Source organism: Rhodococcus sp. 06-470-2 (assembly GCF_002258235.1).
Lineage (GTDB): Bacteria > Actinomycetota > Actinomycetes > Mycobacteriales > Mycobacteriaceae > Rhodococcoides.
The window spans coordinates 26,350-47,420 of record NZ_NOYB01000041.1 but is presented as its reverse complement, the minus strand read 5'-3'; the positions used below and the strand labels follow the sequence as shown (position 1 = coordinate 47,420).

Genomic DNA, 21,071 nt, shown 5'->3' with positions numbered 1-21,071 from the left:
CCTGTGTGACCTCTTCGTCACGCTCGCATAACATCGACTCTCGTGCCCGACGTCGTGACAGATTCATCAGCTGGTCCACCCGTTCCCGCTCCACTGCGAGCCTCGGACGAACTTCGTGCTCAGGTACGCGTTCCCCGGCTGATCGCCATGGTGGCCGGCGTTCTCGGTGTGCTGTTCGCGCTGATCACTCCGTTCGCACCCGTCACTCAGACCACCGCCACCATCGCGTGGCCGCAGAACGGGCTCCTGCAGGACGTGGACGCCCCGCTGGTGTCCCAGGCACCCCTGAGTCTCACCGCGACCCTCCCGTGCTCTGCCGTCGCAGCACTCCCCGCGTCGGGCGGGCTACTGCTGGCAACGGCACCCCCACAGGGTGAAGGCGCGGCACTGAACAGTCTGTTCGTTCGCGTCGGCGAATCGAACGTCGACGTTCTCGACCGCAACGTGGTCGTCGCGACGGCACCTCGCGCCGACGTCGAGAGCACCCGCTGCGCGACAATCGAGATCACCTCGAACGACCAGTACACCTCCGCGGCATTCACCGGACTGACCGACGACGACGGCCAACCGATCCAAGGCCGTCTCGACGGCGACCTACGCCCCCAGGTCGTGGGCATCTTCAGCGATCTCAGCGGTGCGGCTCCGGCCGACATGTCCGTCACCGTCGACGTCGACTCGCGGTTCTCGTCGTCGCCGACGCTCCTGAAGTCCCTGATCATGATCCTCGCGATCGCCTGCACCCTGTTGGCGATCGGCGCGCTCGGTCGACTCGACGGCACCGACGGTCGCGCGCACCGCCGCTTCTTCCCGTCGCACTGGTGGAAGTTCACCGGCGTCGACGTCACCGTGCTCGGTGCTCTGGTCGGTTGGCACTTCGTCGGCGCGAACACCTCCGACGACGGCTACCTGCTGACGATGGCCCGCGCCGCCGATCACTCCGGCTACATGGCCAACTACTTCCGCTGGTTCGGCGTCCCCGAGGCCCCGTTCGGCTGGTACTACGACGTACTCGCCGTCTTCGCCAAGATCTCGACCGCCAGCCCGTGGATGCGCCTGCCCGCCCTCATCGCAGGCGTCCTGTGCTGGATGGTGATCAGCCGCGAGGTGGTGCCACGCCTCGGCCGTGCCGTCCGCAAGTCCAACGTCGCCCTGTGGACCGGCGGACTGGTGTTCCTCGCGTTCTGGCTGCCGTACAACAACGGTCTGCGCCCCGAACCGATCGTCGCCCTCGGAGCACTGCTCACCTGGTGCTCGGTGGAACGATCCATCGCCACCGGCCGATTGCTCCCCGCAGCCGCAGCATGTCTCATCGGAGCCTTCACCCTCGCCGCCGCGCCGACCGGATTGATGTGTGTGGCAGCGCTTCTCGCCGGGGCCCGGCCCATCGCGCGCATCGTCGTCCGACGCCACCGCCAGGTGGGCACCCTCGCGATGCTGGCACCACTGGCCGCAGCAGGCGTACTGGTCCTCGTCGTCGTCTTCGCCGACCAGACGTACGCCACGGTCATCGAGTCGACCCGAGTCCGCACCATCATCGGCCCCAACGAGGCGTGGTACCAGGACTTCCTGCGCTACTACTACCTCTTCGTACAGACCGTCGACGGCTCGGTCGCACGCCGCTTCGCATTCCTGACGATGATCCTGTGCCTGTTCACGACACTGTTCGTGCTGCTGCGCCGCCGACGCATCCCCGGCATCGCGAACGGTCCGGCCTGGCGCCTGCTCGGCGTCGTGCTCGGCACCATCTTCTTCATGATGTTCAACCCCACCAAGTGGACTCACCACTTCGGTTCCTACGCCGGAATCGCCGGTGGCCTGGCCGCGCTGACGGCCGTCGCCGTCTCGGCCAGCGCCCTGCGCTCACGGCGGAACCGGTCGCTGTTCACCGCGGGACTGATGTTCGTTCTCGCACTGTCGTTCTCGGGCATCAACGGCTACTGGTACGTCTCGAGCTACGGCGTTCCGTGGTTCGACAAGACAGTCTCGCTCGGTGGCAACGAGTCCGGCACCCTGTTCCTCATCCTCTTCGGACTCGTCCTCGCCGTCGCCGCATTCCAGTACCTACGCGAGGGATACGCTCCCCCACAACCGAAACCGACATCCGCGCGCGGCAAACGCATCCGCAAGTTCGCTGCCGCACCGCTGACCGTCATCGCCGGAATCATGGTGCTCTTCGAGATACTCTCGCTCGTCAAGGGAGCCGTCTCGCAGTACCCCGCCTACTCGCTGGCACGCTCGAATGTGCAATCGGTACTGGGTAATTCGTGCGGACTCGCCAACGACGTCCTCGTCGAATCGAACCCCAACGCAGGCGTGCTGAGCCCGCTACCCGAGGACTTCGACCCCGTCGCAGGACCCCTCGGCGGATCGAGCAGCACACTGCGCAACTTCACCGCCGACGGCGTTCCCAGCGACCTCAGCGCGGACGCCGTGGAAGTCAAACCGGGACAAGGCAATACCGACCAACAGGCCGTCGGACCCGCCTTCGAGGAAGGCCAGAGTTCGGGTACCGCAGGAGGCACCGGCGAAGTGGGCGTCAACGGCTCCTCCGCCGCCCTGCCCTTCGGACTCGACCCGGCCACCACCCCCGTCCTCGGCTCCTACCAAGAAGGCATCCAGGAGCCCGCGTCGGCCACCTCGAGCTGGTACCAACTACCCGCCCGCAGCGACGACGCACCCCTGGTCGTCTTCTCCGCAGCCGGACGCATCTGGTCGTACGACGACACCGGGGCCCTCACCTACGGACAGTCGCTACTGCTCGAATACGGCAAGCGCCAGCCCGACGGTAGCGTCCAGGCCCAGGGCACCTACCTGCCGCGCGACATCGGACCCGCACCCTCGTGGCGCAACCTCCGAATCCCGTTGGCGGACATCGCACCCGACGCCGACGCCGTCCGCATCGTCGCCAACGACCCCAACCTCACCGGCGACCAGTGGCTCGCGTTCACTCCGCCGCGAGTGCCCGTGATGGAAAACCTGAACACCCTCATCGGCAGCGAACAGCCCGTGCTGCTCGACTGGGCCGTCGGACTCCAATTCCCGTGCCAACGTCCCTTCGACCACCGGTACGGCGTCGCCGAGGTACCCGGATATCGCATCCTCCCCGACCGCCCACTCGCCGTCAGCTCCACCGACACCTGGCAGTCCGGCGAGAACGGCGGCCCCCTGGGCTGGTCCGAACTACTCGCCAAGCCCGTCACCGTCCCCACCTACCTCGAGAACGACTGGGCCAGAGACTGGGGTTCGTTGGAGCGCTACGAGCAGTACTACCCGAGCGCCGTGCCCGCTGAACTCGAAACAGCAGACGTCACCCGATCGGGCTTCTACAAAGACGGACAACTGCGAGTATTCGAGGACTGACCCCGCCCGCCCCCGCTCCGCGTCAATGGACCTTTGCATGCGTCTCGACCGTGCAAGAGTCCATTCACGTTTCGGCCCGTCGTGGGTCAATGGACCATTGCCTACGTCTGATCGCGTCAATGGTCCATTCACCTTCCGTGGGGCAGGGGCCCGCCCGCAGACGGCCATCGGAGTTGGTAGCGCCATCGGCCGGCCTTAACATCCGAGCCCGACAGCGTCGTGCACCTAGAGACTGGTGACGGCCAATTCATCCACAGAGTGGTCGTTGATCCACAGACCGCCTGGCGGCAGCGCCGAAGGCGACGAACGTGTCGGATCCGAATTCCACTCTTCAGGCATGAAGAGACGATTGTGGAACGCAGATTCATTGTTCGACCTGAGCTCGGCCGGCGTTGTGACGCGCCGGCAGCTTCGCGAGGCGGGCGTGAGTGATGCAGCGATCGACAGCAGATGCGCGCCCGGCGGTCCGTGGCAGCGGTTGCTACCGGGCGTCGTACTGCTGCGCAACGGTCATCCGTCGACGCTCAAGCGCTCAGCCGCGGCGCTCGCGTACGGCGGACCGATGAGCATGATCACCGGCTGCGTCGGACTCGATTCGTTCGGATACGGGACCAACGGGTCCGCCGGGGAGGTTCATCTGCTGCTACCCGCGCAGATGCGTCGGGCATCGGTGTCTTTCGTGCGAGCAGAGCGCACGTGGCGGCTTCCGAAGCCCATAACCAAGGGCAGCATCCGCGTTGCTCCTCTGGTGCGTTCACTGGTCGACGCCACGCGGGCCGCGAAATCCGAGACACGGTGCGTTGCCCTGCTGACCGAGGTACTCCAACGAGACGGCGTGTCCATCGACGAGATCGCCACCGAATTGGCCGAAGGTCCGCGCCGCTACAGCGCACTCACGCGCCGTGTACTTCTCGAGCTGCGGGACAACGCGCACTCGGTGGCAGAACTCGAAGACCAACGCCTGTACCGAAGCAGCGGGCTGCCTCCAATGACACACAACTGCGACATCTACGCCCCGAGCGGAGAGTTCATCGCCAAGACCGACGGCTGGATCGACGCCGTGGCACTGGCTCGTGAAATCGATTCCGTGACCCACCACCTGTCACCGGCCGACTACCAGCGGACACAAGCTCGACGCAACCGAATGCAGGCCCACGGACTGATCGTCGTATCCCATTCACCACAAGACATCCGCGATCGACCGACACAGGTGCTCGACGACTTACGAAAGAATTACCAACACGCTCTCGCCAGACCTCGACCGGATGTCGTGATGGTTCCACGCCAATCGGCCGGGTGAATGGACCATCGGACACGTCTGAGCAATGCAGTGGTCCATTGACACAGCCGCGGCTGGTGCGTGAATGAACCATTGCATACGTCTGACCGGTGCAGTGGTCCATTGACGCGAACGGGAGCGGAGCGACCCCGACAAACGAGGATCGCCCCACTTCGGTTCGACTAGATCGGAAGCAGCGAGTGCTTACGTGGACTCTTGTGCACTTCCTTGTCTTTCAGGATGTGCAGGGCCTTACGAATTTCGAGGCGGGTTTGCGAGGGCTCGATGACCGCGTCGATGTAGCCACGTTCGGCGGCGATCCAGGGCGTTGCCACGTGTTCGTTGTAGAAGTTGATGAGCTGCTTGCGCAAAGCCGGTGCGTTCTCTCCGGCCTCGGCGAGTTGCTTACGACTCATGATGTTGATGGCACCTTCGGCACCCATGACGGCGATGCGGGCGGTCGGCCAGGCGAGGTTGATGTCGGATCCGAGCTGCTTCGAGCCCATCACCGCGTATCCACCGCCGTACGACTTGCGGATCACCACGGTCAGTTTCGGCACCGTCGCCTCGACGAAGGAGAAGATGAAACGACCGCCGCGATGGATGACGCCGAGAGTCTCCTGGTCGACGCCGGGCAGGAAGCCGGGTGTGTCGACGAGGAAGATGATCGGAATGTTGTAGGCATCGCTGAGGCGGATGAAGCGGGCACATTTGTCCGCTGCCTTGGCGTCGAGCGCCCCGGACAGGTGCATCGGCTGATTGGCGACGATGCCCACCGGCCGACCGTCGACGCGGGCGAAGCCGGTGATGACGTTCGGTGCCGTCTGGCCCGACAGTTCGTGGAATTCACCGTCGTCGAATATGCGCAGGATGATGTCGTGCATGTCGTAACCGGCGTTGTCGGCGTCGGGCATGAACGAGTCGAGCTTGCGATCGGATTCGGTGATCTCCGGCTCGAGCCCCGGGTTGATCACCGGCGACTCCTCCTGGCAGCTCGACGGCATGTAGCTCAGGTAGTTCCGAATCCACTCGAAAGCGGCCTTCTCGTCGGCAGCGACGTGGTGCACGTTGCCGTTGACAGCCTGGACGCGCGCACCGCCCAGCTCTTCGAGGCTGACGTCCTCACCGGTGACGGACTTGATGACGTCCGGACCGGTGACGAACATGTACGCCTCTTCGGTGGCGACCACGATGTCGGTGTTGATGGGCGCGTACACGGCACCACCGGCACACTTGCCGAGGATCAGGGAGATCTGTGGGCACAGACCGGACAGCGCCTCGTGGCGTCGACCCAGCTCGGCGTACCAGGCCAGGGACGTGACCGCGTCCTGCACACGAGCTCCACCGGAGTCGTTGATACCGACGACCGGGCAACCCATCTTGATGGCGAAGTCCATGATTCCGGCGACCTTGCGGCCGAACATCTCGCCGACGGTTCCGCCGAACACCGTCTGATCGTGCGAGAACACGGCGATCGGACGACCGTCGACGGTTCCGTGGCCGGTCACGACGCCGTCGCTGTAGAGAGCGGCCGGGTCGTTCGGGGCCTTCACCAGTGCGCCGATCTCGACGAAGCTACCGGGATCGAGCAACGACTTGACGCGATCGCGGGCACTGGGGATGCCCTTCTTCGCACGCTTGGCTACGCCGATGTCGCCGGCCGGTTCCTCGGCCTGTTCGAGCTTCGTCCGTAGTTCGGCCAGCTTCTCCGCAGTGGTGCCACTCAAGATCTACGCTCCGGTTCTTGCAGACTCGATGTTCTCGAGCGTCTTCGACAAATGGGCCGCAATTTTTCCAATGTACGGCTCGTCGACGACCGCGAGGTGATCGCCTCCGACGTAGACGATCTCCAGGTCCTCGACCACCGGTCCCCAGCCACCGTGCTCTTCGCGGGTGGCGTACGCGGGCTCGAGAGCGATCGCGTCGTCGTGGTACTTGTCGGCCATGTACAGCGTCACGTGCCCGCCGTACTTCTTGAGCTCGGCCGTCTGGATGGCCCGATTGTCGAGCCACGACGTGCGCTGATGCTCGATGATCCCGCCGGGGATCTTGGCACCGCTGAGCTTGACCAGATCGGTGATGATGCGGATCTGTCCCTCGTCGTCGGAGTCGACCAGCTTGTCGTAGGGAATCGGGTAGTCGACGTTGTACGTCTTCTTCGCGAACGCCGCGTAGCGTTCCCAGCGCTTGCGCACCTCGTCCTTGGTGTCCGGGATCTGCGTGCCGGGCATGACGGTGTCGAGCAGCCCCACGTAGGCGACCTCGATGCCCTCTTCCTCCATCTGACGCGCGACCTCGTAGGCGAGGATGCCGCCGAGCGACCAGCCGACGAACACGTATGGTCCTTCGGGCTGGATCGCCTTGATCAGCGGCACGTACTCCGCAGCTCGCACGGCGATGGGGCCTTCGACGCGCTCGAGGCCGTACATCGGCGTGCCGGCAGGCAGCTTCCGCAGCAGCGGCTCGTAGGCGACGGTGGAGCTACCGGCCGAGTGGAACGCGAACACCGGTGTGGCTGTGGAGCCTTCGGGCCGGGCACGCAGATTGCGTACGACGCCGTCGATCTCACCGTCCTCGAGGTGCGGACGAACCTTGTCTGCGAGCTGTTCGATGGTCTCGGAGTCCAGGACGTCGTCGAAGGTGATCTCGCCGCCGGCCCGCTCGGTCAGACGAGCGGCCAGCTTCTCCGCCGTCTCGTCGTCGAGGATCGGCAGGGTGTTGAAGATTCCCTTGGCCGATTCCTTCGTCACCACAGCCCATGTCGCGAACGTCATCCGCTCGGCATTGTCGCGCGGAGGCACGTCGGATCCGGCGGCCTCGGCGAATGCTTCCTTGCCGCCGAGATCGGTCTGCGCCGCGGCAGCAACTGCCGGGGCAGCCTTCTCGACGGGAGTCGTGTCCTCGGCAACGGGAGCAGCGTCCCCGGCAGCGGGGGCAGGCTCGACGGCGGCAGGCGACGCAGCAGCCTGTTCGGCCGCCTTCTCCGCCGCCTGCTTGTCTGCCAGTGCCTGCACCTCGTCGCGGTTCTCGATCGCGTAGCGCAGGTACTTCTCCACCTCACGCAGGTTGGCGTCGCGCACGGCCTGCAATTGCACTGTGGGGATATCGAATTCGTACTCGACGCGGTTCTTGATGCGCACGGCGCTGAGCGAATCCAGACCCAGTTCGATCAGCGGAACCTCGGGCGGCAGATCCTCGGGCGCGTAGCCCATGGACTCCGCGACGATGACGGCCAGTCGGTCCTCGAGCTTCTGGTTGCCGTTCGGATCCCAGCGATCACCGAACGTCTCGACGACCTCCGGCAGCTCCTCCATGGGAGACGAGGAGCGCTCTTCCACAGCGACAACGGGTTCCGGTCGAACGTCACCCGAGGTGACGACGGCCTCGTGCAGCAGGGTGAACGCCGAGCCCTCGTGCGCGTGCACCTGTACCGACGCGCCACCGAGGTGCGAGGTCAACGTGGTGACGACCGTACCCGCCTTCGGCACGCCGGCGTGGGAGACCGAAACGCCCAGTGCCACATCGGAGAACACCTGCGACGCGGCAGCAGTGACCAGTGCATCGAAATCGGCGACGGCGGAGGCCTGGACCTCCCAGACGTGGCGGCCGTCCGGCAATGCGACGCGGGCACCGGGAACTCGCGCGTTACCGCTCGAGCTGACCTGCGAGTTCAGCCAGAACTCCTTGCGCAGGTAGGCAGTTCGCGGGATGTCCGCGTACGGGCCGGACTCGAACAGCGTTGCCAGTTCCAGTGCATGACCGTGAACGTACAGCTGCGCCAGAGCGGCGAGGAAGGTCTCGGACTCGTCCTCCTTGCGCTTGAGCGTCGGAATCAGAGTCGAATCGGCGACGCCTGCAGCCCATGCCGTGGCGGCGACCGACATCAATGCGACGGGATTGGGAGCGAGCTCGACGAACGTCGTATGCCCGTCTCCCACAGCGACATTGACGGCCTGGGTGAACCAGACCGGATGACGCATTCCCTTGGTCCAGTACTCGACGCCGTGGATCGGCGCATGCCCGACGCGATAGTGGGCCTCGCGATCGACCGAAGAGTAGACCCCGGCCGTGAGCTTGCCGGGTTCGATTCCGGCGAGTTCGGCGGCCAGCTCACCGAGCAGCACGTCGACGGCTGCGGTGTGTCCGGCACCCTTGACGTCGAGGAGTCGGGCCATCTTGCCTGCGGCCTCGGCCATCTCGACGAGAGCCTCGACCTCGGCGCGCGGTCCGCCGACGGTGGTGTGGGTCGGTGCTGCGTAGACGCAGGGCTCGACGTTGGGGAACTGATCGGTGAGGGTCTTGACCTCGTCGGGGGTGTACTCGACAAGAGCCATTGCGCCCTGCGATGCGGCTCCGAGTCCGTCCTGGCCCTCGGCCAGCAGTCGCGACCGGGCGTAGATGATGCGCACTGCGTCTTCGAGGTTCAGGCCGCCGGCGACGTATGCGGCCGCGACCTCACCCATCGAGTGTCCGATGACGGCCGACGGCTCGGCACCGTGCGCGCGGAGCGTTGCGGCCAAGGCGATCTGGATGACGAAGATGCCCACCTGGGAGTTCTCGAACTCGTAGGTCTGCGAGTCGTCGAGGATGATCTCGCGGATGGAGTAGCCGGCCTCGTCGACCAGCAGCTCGTCCACCTTGTCGACCTCGGCGGCGAACACCGCGTTGGTGCGGTAGAGGCGCGATGCCATCTTGCGGTGCTGTGAGCCGAAGCCGGAGAACACCCACACTGCACCGTTGGAGGCCGGTGAGTCTGCGGAGAACACTCCGGGTCCGGGCTTTCCTGCGGCGATGGCGCGCAATCCTGCGATGGCCTCGGCGGTGGTGGATGCCAGAACCACTGCGCGCGAACGCCCGTGGTTGCGGCGGGCCAACGTGCGGCCGACGTCGACGAGAGGCGTCGTGCTGCCCTCTTCGGTTTCGAGCCAGTCGGCCAACTCTCCGGCGGCTCGTTTACGGCGCGACGGAAGGGCCGCGGACACAGCGAGAATGACTGTCTCCGAACCGGTTTCAGCATCGGACAGAATCGTCTCGGCCTCGGCTACCGGATCGGTTGTCTCGACCTCCGAGACGGCAGGTTCGGGCTCGGGGTCGGCGACGATCGGCAGCTCGGCACCGGAGACGTCGGTGAGGCCTTCGACGAGAACGGCTTCCGGGTCCACGGCCGCGGGGTCGAATGCGCCGTCGGCCTCACCCGGGACGTACTCGCGCACGACGACGTGTGCGTTGGTGCCACCGAAGCCGAAACCGGACACACCCGCGACGGCCTTGCCGGTGTACCGCGGCCAGTCGGTGGCCTCCGGAATCACCTTCAGGTGTGCCTTGTCGAAGTCGATGTACGGGTTGGGGCCCGCGTAGTTCAGCGAGGCAGGGAGCTTGTTCTGCTGCATCGCCAGGACGACCTTGATCAAACCTGCTGCGCCCGCGGCAGATTCGAGGTGTCCGAAGTTGGTCTTCGCCGATCCGAGCAGGGCCGGCTTGTCGGCGTCACGGCCGCGACCGACCACCCGACCGAGAGCGTCGGCCTCGATCGGGTCGCCCAGAATGGTTCCGGTGCCGTGCGCTTCGATGTAGTCGACGCCCGACGGGTTGATGCCGGCGTCGCGGTATGCGAACCGCAGCGCATCGGCCTGTGCGTCCGGGTTCGGCGCAAGCAGACCGTTGGAGCGGCCGTCCTGATTGATCGCGGATCCGGCGATGACGGCGAGGATGTCGTCCCCGTCGCGTTCGGCGTCCTCGAGTCGCTTGAGCACGACGAGCCCGCCGCCTTCGGAGCGGATCATGCCGTTCGCGTCGGAGGAGAAGGCCTTGATTCGGCCGTCCGGCGCGAGCACACCCGTCTGGCCGAAGCCGACGGTGATGGGCGGCGCGAGAAGCATGTTGACGCCACCGGCAACGGCGAGATCGGATTCGCCGGTACGCAGACTGCGCACCGCCTGGTGCACGGCGACCAGCGAAGACGAGCACGCGGTGTCGACGGCGATCGACGGCCCGCGGAAGTCGTAGAAGTAGGACACGCGGTTGGCGACGATGGCGGTGGACGTACCGGTGAGGGCATACGGGTGCACGGCCGGGTCGCTGACGGCGATGAGCTGGTAGTCGTTGGAGGAGCTGCCGATGAAGACGCCGACCTGGCTGCCCTTGATCGAGCTGGCCGGAATGTGCGCGTGCTCCAACGCTTCCCAGGTCAGCTCGAGTGCGAGCCGCTGCTGCGGGTCGACGTTGACGACCTCGTTGGGCGACATCGCGAAGAATTCGGCGTCGAAGGTCTTGACGTCGTCGAGGTAACCACCCTTGGTCACCGTTGCGGCCACCGCGGCGGCGATGACCGGATCGGACGTGAATTCCTGCCAGCGGCCGTCGGGCAGATCGGTGATGCCGTCGCGGCCCTCGATCAGCAGCGACCACATCTCCTCCGGAGTCTGTCCGGTGCCGGGGAAACGGGACGACAGGCCGACGATCGCGACGTCGTGCGCGTCGCCGGAGTTCCCGCCGCTGGTGTAGAACGCGTCGTCGACGGTGCCGACAGGCTCGTCCGGCTCGCCCTCGATGATGATCTTGGCCAGCGAGGCGATGGTGGGGTGCTGGTAGACGACGGTGGCGGTCAGCGTGACTCCCACCAGCTCCTCGATCTCGCCGCTCAATGCGACGGCATCGCGAGAGGACAGACCGAATTCCTCCATCGGGCGGTCGTCGGAGATGGCCGACGCCGGTTGCCCGGTCGCGTCTGCAACCCAGTTGCGCAGCCAGTCCCGCAGCTGCGCAACCGTGAGGTCTCCGCCGTCCACGCGCTCGATTTTGTCTGTCTCTAGTTCAGCCATTACTCACCAAGTCGTGTCGGAGGAAATACGGAGGGTGCGTCCGTCAGTCGGGCAGTTCTGCGTCCGGGAAGGCCGTCTGCTGGTAGCCGCCACGCAGCGTGCCCTCGATGTACGCGGCCTTGCATGCGCGTCGAGCGATCTTGCCGCTCGAGGTGCGCGGGATGGAACCGGCCGGGACGAGGAGGACGTCGCGAACGGTGACGCCGTGCCGTGCGGAGACCGCGGTACGCACCTCGTCGGCGATCGGAGCCGGATCTGCCTTGCCGGAGCCGGGTGCGCGCTCGGCGACGATGACGAGCTGCTCGGAGCTGTCGTCGGGGTCCTTGGTCAGGGCTGCGCCACTGAACTCGAAGACGATGTCCGGGAGCTGGTTGAGCGGGACGGCGAAGGCTGCGACGAAGCCGGGACGCAATGCCTTGCTGGCTTCCTGGGCCGAGAACTCGAGGTCCTGCGGGTAGTGATTGCGTCCGTCGACGATGACGAGGTCCTTGACGCGGCCGGTGATGTAGAGCTCGCCGTCGTGGTAGACGCCGAAGTCGCCGGTACGCATCCAGTTGCCACCCTCGGGAGCGCCGTCTGCGTGCGAGCCTTCGGGGTTGCGGTGGACGAGCTTGTTGTGAAAGGTCTCGGAGGTCTCGGTTTCGCGGCCCCAGTAGCCCTTGCCGATGTTCTCGCCGTGCAACCAGATCTCGCCGACGTGCTCGTCGGCAACCTCGGTGCCGGTCTCGGAATCGACGATGGCGGCCCACTGGCTGCGAGCGACGGTTCCGGTGGACACCTGCGGGATGGCACCGGGGGCGTCGGGGGCGACGACGACGAAGTTGCCCGCATTGAGCTCGACGCGGTCCACGTAGACAACCTTGGCCTCGTCGGCGTGCTTGCTGGTCGAGACGAACAGGGTCGCCTCCGCCATGCCGTACGACGGCTTGATCGCGGACTTCGGCAGACCGTAGGGACCGAACGCCTCGTTGAACTTCTTCATCGACGACGTGGTGACGGGCTCGCTGCCGTTGATCAGACCGATGACATTGGACAGGTCGAGGCTCTCGCCGTTCTTCGGCAGACCACGCTGGGCGGCGTGCTCGAACGCGAAGTTCGGCGCTGCTGCGAAGGTGCCTGCGCCGTCGGACACCGCGGCGAGTTCCTTGATCCAGCGCCAGGGCCGCTGCACGAACGCACGCGGGCTCATGATGGTGATGTACTTGCCGCCGAGCGCCGGGAGAATGACGGTGAGCAGACCCATGTCGTGGAACATCGGCAGCCAGGTGACGCCGCGGGAGTCGTGGTTGATCTCCATGCTGTCGACCATCTGCAGCGCGTTGACACCGACCGCGCGGTGCGTGATCTCGACGCCGGCCGGGGTCCGCGTCGAACCGGACGTGTACTGCAGGTAAGCGATGTCGTCGAGCCCGGCCGTCGGCTCGACCCACGTCTCGCCGACGCTGTCCGGGACCGCGTCGACGGCGATGATCCGGGGGCGCTCCGCGGCGGGGAGCGCGCGGAAGAAGGCGCGTACGCCTGCTGCCGAGTTGCTCGCGGTGAGGATGGCGCTCGGCTTGCAGTCACCGAGGACGGCATGCAGGCGATCGGTGTGCCCTGGCTCGTCGGGATCGAACAGCGGTACCGCGATGGTGCCCGCGTAGATCGCTCCGAAGAAGGCGATGACGTACTCGAGGCCCTGCGGTGCCAGGATGGCCACTCGATCACCGGACTGGGTGACCTGCTGCAGGCGAGCAGCGACAGCTTTGAGGCGAGTACCGAACTCGGCCCAGGTCAGCTCGTGAGCTTCGCCGTCACGTTCCCGGGAGTAATCGACGAACCGGTACGCGAGCGTGTCGGAATTCTCCTTCACGTTCACCTCGACGTGGCGGACGAGCGTCTGCCCCTCGCCGATGGTGATATGGCCGTTCTCATCGATGAAATCGTCGAACGTGTGGCTCATTACTTCAATCTCCTCCGACACGAATCCGCTGCCACACAGCCTGCGTGACCTGGGCCCGCACGACCGGCTACGTGCATGCGGACACCGAACAGCGTTTTATGTTACTGACTAGTAGCTCTTATGGTGTCGGTTTGGCACCTGGTTTGAAAGGCCAGCTACATGGTACCGACACGCGCCTACGTCACTCGCCTTTCAGCAAGTCGACAACCGGCGCGAATGCTTCCATTTGAGTAGGGAAAACCCCGACATAGGACATCGTCGTCCGCGCGCGAACGTTACGGATCTGATCGGCAATTTCCTCGTATGTCCCGAATGCGAGGTACGGAGACGACAGGATGTCCTCGACGGTGAGCTTGACATCGACGTCCACGTTCGGCGGGTAGCCGTTGTCGAGTGCCGCCAGCGCCATCTCGGCCATCTGCTCACGGTCGTCGGTGACGACGATCGTGGTGATGGCCCAGTTCAGTTCGATGTCGTCGAACCGATCGCCTGCTGCTGCACGAATGAGCTCGACACGCTCGAGGGTCTTCTCGATGGTCATGCCCGAGAGCAACAGCTTGCCCTCCTTCGAAGTGCTCGGCACCACGGAAATGATGTCGGCGTGCTTGGCCGCCAGGGCGAGCATCCTCGGACCGCCACCGCCGATACAAATGGGAGGACGCGGTCCCTGGCGGGGCCGAGGACTGCCCTTGAGTCCTGCGATCGTGTAGTGCTTGCCCTCGAAGTTGCATTCCTGACCGCGCAACAGGACGTCGAGAATTTCGAGGGTCTCCTCCAACTTCTCGATCCGCACGCCAGGGCGGTCGTACGTGATCCCCGCCTTGTCGTATTCCTCACGCATCCAACCCGCACCCAGACCGAGCTCGAGCCGCCCACCCGAGAGCACATCGATGGTGGCCGCATCCTTGGCCAGCACCGCGGGATGCCGGAAGCCGTTCGCCAACACAGCAGTGCCGAGCCGAATCTTGTCGGTGGCCACGGCGAGCGCGCCGAGTGCTGCGATCGGACCGACCTGGTTGCCCAGGTGGTCGGGAATCATGAAGCTGTCGTAACCCAGTTCCTCGGCCTGTTGCGCCAGCTTGATGAACTTCCGAGCCCCGCCCTCCTCGGCGTTTCCCTCTCCGCCTGCAGCGAATCGGAATTTGCGCGGCCCTGCGGTCGCGGCCTCGGCGGAACTCATCTATTGCTCTCCTCGGAGTGTGCAGCGGTCTTGTTTCTGATGGCGAGAGCAGCCCGGCCGAGGCCGATCTGCGCAGGTCCAAGGCGCCACTCTAGCCGCTGACCCGAGTCGATCACACCGGCTGGGGGCTTCGCGGCCAAGGTTTGTGCGCGGCACCAGACCACTGCACGTCGCGTTGTGACGTTTCCGTTATAAAGCGTCGACACTCACGAATGCGCGGGCGTCGGGGCATTCTCGATCAGTCCGGCGGCCCACCCAGCGGTCCACTGAGTGGCCGTCGTACCGGATCCGTCGACGACGAAACTGTTGTACGACGCATGAACCGGGTTGCCTGCAGCCCCGATCAGAATCTGGATGCTCTGCGGAATGTTGCGGAGCGACAATCCATCCGACGGCGACGAGCAGATCAAATCTCCTGGTGCACAGATCTGGTTGGTCCGGTCGTCGAGGGCACCGAAGCCCCCTTCTCGACGCCCCGTCATCGTGATGCCGGGCAGGTCGAGTCCGCCGAGAGCAACCTCGGCACCGACGCCGTCGAGCGGAGCCGGAACATCGGTACCGGAGACGCCGTCGCGTCGACCGTCGGCGATGAGGGTGACGCCCAGAACACGATCTGCGGAGATGGGACCGTTGCCCGCTCCGATGTCGGCCGCGATGTCGCCGGAGATGACCGCGCCCTGCGAGAAGCCGGTGAGGACGAAGTTGGTCAACGGGCAACGTGCACTGACATCGGTCATCTTCTGCACGGCGACGGCTTTGCCCTCGGTACGACTGTTGTTGTACGACTGCTGACCGTCCGGCGGCAGCGCGATGGGATTGGAGAACTGAGCCACGTACGGCACGGTGTAGACGTCGGCTCGCGAACCGGGGAACTGCTCCTGCAACGGGCGGGTGACGTTGAGCATCAACGACGCCGGATTGGCCGTCGGGTTGTACGGATCGTCGGTGGACGACGATTCCCAGGTTCCGGGGATGGCGATGACCTGGACGTCGGGGCAGTCGGCCGGCTGCGACGTCGGCTCCTCCGGTCCCGGCGGCACCGGGATGCCCGGCTCCTTCGGCAGCCGTCCGGCCAGCAGGTACCACAGGGCGACGATGATCAGACCGATGATCGCCGCAACGGCGATCACCGGAAGGATTCTGCGCTTACGCTTGGCCATCACCGTTGATCTCTACGGCCTGCAGTACGTCGCCTGCGCGGCGGCGATGTAGGTCTGGGCTGCCTGCTGAGCCTGCGTCTCGCTCATCTGCGTTCCGGAGGCGCTTGCCTCGACGCCGACGTTCGCGGTGACGAAGGTCGAGATCTCCTCCGCCGTGACGCCCTGCGCCTGCGCGGCACAGATGTAATTGGCCGTCGACACCGCGATGTCGCCGTTGCCCGCCGGGGTGATCCCCTGCTTCTTCAGCTCCTCCAGGAAGCTCGCGCCGCGGTCGTCGATCTGGCTTTCCGTCGGCCCGGGGAAATCGTCCGGGACGGGCTGCGGCTGCTCGGGCGGCGCGGTGGCCGCCTCACCCGGACTCGTGGTCGGCGCAGCAGTGGTGGTCTCTGCGGCCGACGTCGTCGACTCGGCCTCGGTCGTCGTCTCGGCAGCCGAGGTGGTGGTCGTCGGCGCTCCGGTAGCCGTCGAGTCGTCACTCCCGCAGGCCACCAGCATCGAACTCGCCGCAAGGGCGAACACACCGAGCGACAGAGTCCTGGTGAGGGAATTACGCGTCATCGATCGAAATCCTTCGGTCGTCGGGTCGCAGGCGAGAGTACCGCCACGCTCTGAGAAGACTCTGAGCTGATGTCGTTTCGCAAGCAACTACGGCGCGATCGTGGCAACGCCGTCCTTGACGGTGATGATGCCGAACTGGAAGTTCTGCTGCTTGCCGCCACCGTCGATGTCGAACTGATCGCTGGTGGGGTAGCCCAACCGGCCGCCCTCGTAGCCGACCGATCCCCATGCATCGAAGATCGGACCGTACGGGGTGGACCAGGCTCCGCTCAGCGGGCTCCAGTAGATGTTGCCCGTCTCGAACTGGTTGAAGCGTCCGCCGTCCCTGATCGGGCCGAGCTCGTTGGACTTGGGGAACCCGAGAGCTCCACCCTCCCAACCCAATTCACCGTACTTGCCCAGAATCATGCCCTGCACCGAGTGCACACCGGCATCGGGCGAGGTGTAGATGGCACCGATCTCGAAACCCTGTACCGATCCGGGCTTGGTCGGCGTCTGAACCTCGTCGAGCACCGGGTAGCCCAGCGGCCCGCCCTCGTAGCCCTGGGCAGCCCACTCGTCGAGCACAGCACCCTTGACCACGTGTGCGCCGGTCTGCGGCGTGAAGTAGACCATTCCGTTCTGGAAGGCGTTGAATCGTCCGCGACCGTCCGGAGTTCCGATCTCGCCGGTCGTCGGGAATCCGAGTGCACCCTCGGGGCCCCTGTTGCCCTGGTAGATGCCACCGATGGCTCCGGCGACGACCTGCGCACCGGTATCGGGGGTGAAGAAGACCCGGCCGAAGGTGAAGTCCTGCGCGCGACCTCCGGCCACGTTGTACTCGGCAGTCAAGCACGGTCCGAGCCACGAGTTGGCACCGCTCGCGTTGCCGATCATGCCGGCGACGCTGCACGCGGGCTTGTCGACCTCGACTCCGAGTGCGGTGGCGAGCTGCGGCCAGAGCTGATGCAGCTCGAACTGCCAGTACGGCCACGAGTGCGTGCCCGACGGCCGGTAGTTGACCTGAGCGGGGATGCCGAGCTGGTTGAGCTTGGTGGCGAAGGACTGCGAGGTCAGGCGCGAGAGGATCTCGAGCCCCATGCCGGCGTAGTTGGTGCTCACGCCCGGAATGCCCGACGGCTGGTCGTACGGTCCGGTCGAGCCGTTGCCGCTGGAGATGTAGAGGCTGACGCCCTTCAACTTGTCGGCCAGCAGGTACGGATCGTGCTGCGCCCACAGGGAGTTGGACGGCGAGCCCCACATGGCGCTCGAGCTGTAGCCGCCCGCGTCGGTCATCGCGTACTGGATTGCCTCCGGCATGCCGAGCGAGGTGGTGGTCAGGATGCCCGAGAGCGAACCCGCGAACTTGAAGAAGCCGGGGTTGCGCGCGGCGAGGAACATCGCGGACGTACCGCCCATGGACAATCCGACGACTCCACGGGTGTCGGTGCTGCGCCAGTCCCGCTCGAGAATGGGTGGGAGCTCCTGGGTCAGGAACGTCTCCCACTGGTAGTTCTTGCCGTTGTCCTGATCGAGCCAGTCGGAGTAGAAGCTGGACTGGCCGCCGATGGGGAGGACCACGTTGACGTTCTTGTCGGCGAAGTACGACTCGGCGTCGGTCTCGGCCGTCCAACCGTTCTCCTGGTCGGTCGCGCGCAGACCGTCGAGCATGTACACCTGCGGGAACGTGGCCTGCGGGTTGATGTTCCAGTCACGCGCGAGCAACAGCTGAACCTGGATGGGCGTTCCCATCGAGGGCGACTGGATCCACAGCGCGACGCGACGATCGGAGAGCCAGTCCACCGACGTGACGGTGGCACCGGACGTCTGCGTGTAGGCGGGGCCGGCCAGCGCGACAGGGGCCGTCCGCGCGATGGGGGCAGCGGAGGCAACGGTCGTCGTCGCGAAGGGGATCATCAGCGCGGAAGCGACGGTCAGTGCTGCTGCCGCTCGCCGAGCCCGTGTACCGGCCGATGTAGTCCGACCGAACCGAACAAGCTCAGTGCGCATGATGGTGACTCTCTTTCGACGTGACTTTCGAAGGTCTCCTATCGAGACATGCTTCGTATGTCTTTCTACACGTGCCCGATGCCGACGAGCAGCAGACGCGCTGTGACTGGTGGTGCAATTGTGAACTGAGTCGGCATCGCGACCGCGGCCGGGACCGAAAAATGCCGCCCGGCGCACAGACGCGGGGCGGCATTTCTCGAAGAACGACTACTCGATCGGTGTCAGGCGTTGAGCGCGTCCAGGATCTGGCCGCGAGCCTTCCACAGCTCGGCTCCCCAGTACGGCCATGCGTGAATGCCGTTGGCCGGGAAGCTGTACGTGGCCGGGATGCCGAGAGTGTTCATGCGGATCTGGAATGCACGGGTGTTGGCGAGCGAGAGTGCCTCGAGCGCCATTCCGTTGGCGGTGTTGTAGAAGTCGATCGGCGCGGCCGGGCGATCGAACTCGCCGGGCAGCCCGCTGGCTGCCGAGATGTAGAGGGACAGGCCCTCGAGTCGCGGCGCGAAGACGAACGGGTCGTTGCGCAGCCACGCCGGGTTCCAGGGCGGTCCCCACATGGAGTCGACGTTGAAGCGACCGGCGTCCAGCATGGCGACGCGGATGGCCTCGCGCATGCCGGGCGCGGAGATGTTGAGGTAGCCCGAGAGCGAACCGGCGAACTTGAACTGATCGCGGTGGTACGCGGCGAGCGTCAGTGCTGCCGAACCACCCATCGACAGTCCGAGCACACCGTTGTTGCTGCGCGAGACACCGTAGTTCTCGAGGAACGCGGGCAGCTCCTGGGTCAGGAACGTCTCCCACTTGTAGGTGACTTCCTGGCCGTTGAAGTTCGACGAGGTGTACCAGTCGCTGTAGAAGCTCGACTGACCGCCGACGGGCATGACCAGGGTCACGTCGTCGTTGGCGAACTGATCCTGCGCGTTGGTCTCGAACGTCCAGGCGTTGCGGTCGTCGCGGGCACGCAGCCCGTCGAGCAGGTAGAGAGCGGCGTTGCCGCCACGGGCCGCCCACTGGACCTGAACCTTGATGGGGCCCATCTCGGACGGGACGATCAGGTCTTCACGGCCACCGGCAGGGGTCTGATGCGCGACGGGAGCGGGTGCTGCGACAGCGACCGCTCCACCGACGACACCGGCTGCGAGGGGAAGGACGAGCGCTGCAGCACCGACGCCGAGCAGGCGCTGACGCCAGCGCGAAGACGCCTTCGGTGTTCTGCTGAGGCCGGCAAATCGCATGAATCGTGCTCTCTCTCATCTACGCGGTCTCCGCGACGTGCGGCCCCCGGCAATCGAACAGGGCTTTCCTGGTGGCCCCTCCGGGCCGAAGGACGACGTGGTCCTGAAAAATCTGAGGGTCTGCTGTGAAACAGGCGAACCGCTCGATGGAGGTTATTCCATCGAGCGGTTCCAAGGCAAAACTGTGATCAGCGTCCCAGTTTCACCTCGACGTTTCCCCGAAACAGGAGACTATCCTGCTCGGTCCCCGCTGAACAGCCCTGAAAAGTCGTGAAGTTTCACGAAGGGCCGAGAAGCGGGCGAAACGACCGAAATGATCCGTGAGCCGGTCAGTTACCGATGTTGGCGCTCAGGTCCGGTGCCATGATGCGGATCTGCTCGCCCCAGTAACCCCACTGGTGGGTACCGACGGCCGGGAACGCGTAGGTGACGTTGTTGGCACCGATGCTGGCCATCCGGATCTGGAACGCCCGACTGTTCGCCAGTGCGATGGCCTCGAGGCCCATGCCGTTGGCAGTGTTGTAGTAGTCGATGAAGCTCCGCGGGCGATCGAGTCCGCCGGGCAGGCCGCTACCTGCGAACACCCACACGCGGGTTCCGTTGTCGCGCAGACGAGGGGCGAAGACGAACGGGTCGTTGCGCAGCCACGCCGGATCCCACGGCGGTCCCCACATCGCGTCGATGTTGTAGCGACCGGAGTCGAGCAATGCCAGGCGCATTGCTTCGCGCATGCCGGGAGCGGAGATGTTCAGGTAGCCGGACAGCGAGCCCGCGTAGCTGAACTGGTCCGGGTGGTAGGCCGCGAGAGTCAGAGCAGCCGAGCCACCCATCGAGATACCGATGACGCCGTTGCGGTTGGGGTTGAAGCCCCAGTTCGCGCGCAGGTTCTCACGCAGGTTCTGCGTCAGGAAGGTCTCCCACTTGTACGTGGTCTGCTGGCCGTTGAAGTTCGACGGTGCGTACCAGTCGGAGTAGAAGCTCGACTGTCCACCCACCGGCTCGACGACGTTGATGTTCCAGGAGGCCAACACGGCACCGGCGTCGGTCTCGTGCTCCCAACCGGAGATGTCGTTGGTGGCCCGAAGACCGTCGAGGAGGTAGACGACGCGATTGGTGTTGCCGTCCGCAGCGCGCCAGACGCGGCTCTTGATCGGACCCATGCTCGAGTCCGTCCAGACGTCGATGGCATTGCCGTCGAAGGCTGCGTTGGCAGTTGCGCCACCGCCGGCTACAGCCAATCCCAGTGGGAGGACCACCGCCATCAGCATGGACGTGGCGGCGCGGCGGCCCCAGGACCCACCCCGCTTGTCCTCGGACCGGCTCTTCCTTCTACCCAGCATGCACTCGACCTCTCAGCTGCTTCATCGTCACATCGGTTACGCAATCAACGCTTGATCTCGCAAGTTCACCATGTCTGCCGTCCGACCCTCGGGTCGGTCGCACACACATCCTCAGCGCTTATCGAACCGAGGGCGGCCACCGTTACAGGATCGAGATAGCTCATCTTGGCGTCGAGACCATTTCGGCGCAACCCGGTGACCTTTTTG

The 21,071-nt window shown here is 65.4% G+C and carries 11 protein-coding genes; 2 read left to right on the top strand and 9 right to left on the bottom strand.

Features of this window, described 5'->3' with window-relative positions; translation table 11 throughout:
• Positions 1-42 precede the first annotated feature (42 nt).
• Together CH276_RS23545 and CH276_RS23540 are read left to right on the top strand one after the other, a co-directional pair.
• Positions 43-3,360 (top strand): arabinosyltransferase domain-containing protein, encoded by a 3,318-nt coding sequence (locus tag CH276_RS23545; protein WP_094631879.1) that lies wholly within the window; start codon positions 43-45, stop codon positions 3,358-3,360.
• 337 nt (positions 3,361-3,697) lie between these two features.
• Positions 3,698-4,660, top strand: coding sequence for a hypothetical protein (locus CH276_RS23540; protein WP_094631878.1), 963 nt, complete (start codon positions 3,698-3,700; stop codon positions 4,658-4,660).
• Between the two features lie 161 nt (positions 4,661-4,821).
• Here CH276_RS23540 and CH276_RS23535 read toward each other — a convergent pair whose 3' ends face one another.
• The 9 genes from CH276_RS23535 to CH276_RS23495 form a co-directional block, all read right to left on the bottom strand.
• Entirely contained in the window at positions 4,822-6,366 is a 1,545-nt protein-coding gene (locus tag CH276_RS23535) for an acyl-CoA carboxylase subunit beta (protein WP_094631877.1), read from the bottom strand.
• A 3-nt stretch (positions 6,367-6,369) separates the two neighbouring features.
• On the bottom strand, positions 6,370-11,460 hold the full coding sequence (gene pks13, locus CH276_RS23530) for a polyketide synthase Pks13 (protein ID WP_094631876.1): 5,091 nt from the start codon (positions 11,458-11,460) through the stop codon (positions 6,370-6,372).
• Between the two features lie 43 nt (positions 11,461-11,503).
• Positions 11,504-13,402, bottom strand: a complete 1,899-nt coding sequence (gene fadD32 / locus CH276_RS23525; RefSeq protein WP_094631875.1) for a long-chain-fatty-acid--AMP ligase FadD32 — start codon at positions 13,400-13,402, stop codon at positions 11,504-11,506.
• 181 nt (positions 13,403-13,583) lie between these two features.
• Positions 13,584-14,582, bottom strand: a complete 999-nt coding sequence (locus CH276_RS23520; protein WP_032396434.1) for an LLM class F420-dependent oxidoreductase — start codon at positions 14,580-14,582, stop codon at positions 13,584-13,586.
• A gap of 206 nt (positions 14,583-14,788) precedes the next feature.
• Positions 14,789-15,742, bottom strand: a complete 954-nt coding sequence (locus CH276_RS23515; RefSeq protein WP_032396435.1) for a cutinase family protein — start codon at positions 15,740-15,742, stop codon at positions 14,789-14,791.
• A 12-nt stretch (positions 15,743-15,754) separates the two neighbouring features.
• Positions 15,755-16,300 carry a DUF732 domain-containing protein gene (locus CH276_RS23510; protein ID WP_032396436.1) on the bottom strand — a complete coding sequence of 182 codons (546 nt, stop codon included), beginning with the start codon at positions 16,298-16,300 and terminating at the stop codon, positions 15,755-15,757.
• Positions 16,301-16,387: 87 nt separating this feature from the next.
• Positions 16,388-18,289 (bottom strand): alpha/beta hydrolase-fold protein, encoded by a 1,902-nt coding sequence (locus tag CH276_RS23505; RefSeq protein WP_094631874.1) that lies wholly within the window; start codon positions 18,287-18,289, stop codon positions 16,388-16,390.
• Positions 18,290-18,510: 221 nt separating this feature from the next.
• The gene (locus tag CH276_RS23500; protein ID WP_045197995.1) at positions 18,511-19,524 is read right to left on the bottom strand and encodes an alpha/beta hydrolase; all 1,014 of its coding nucleotides are present in this window, start codon (positions 19,522-19,524) and stop codon (positions 18,511-18,513) included.
• A 329-nt stretch (positions 19,525-19,853) separates the two neighbouring features.
• Entirely contained in the window at positions 19,854-20,864 is a 1,011-nt protein-coding gene (locus tag CH276_RS23495) for an alpha/beta hydrolase (protein ID WP_176459410.1), read from the bottom strand.
• Between the last annotated feature and the right edge of the window lie 207 nt (positions 20,865-21,071).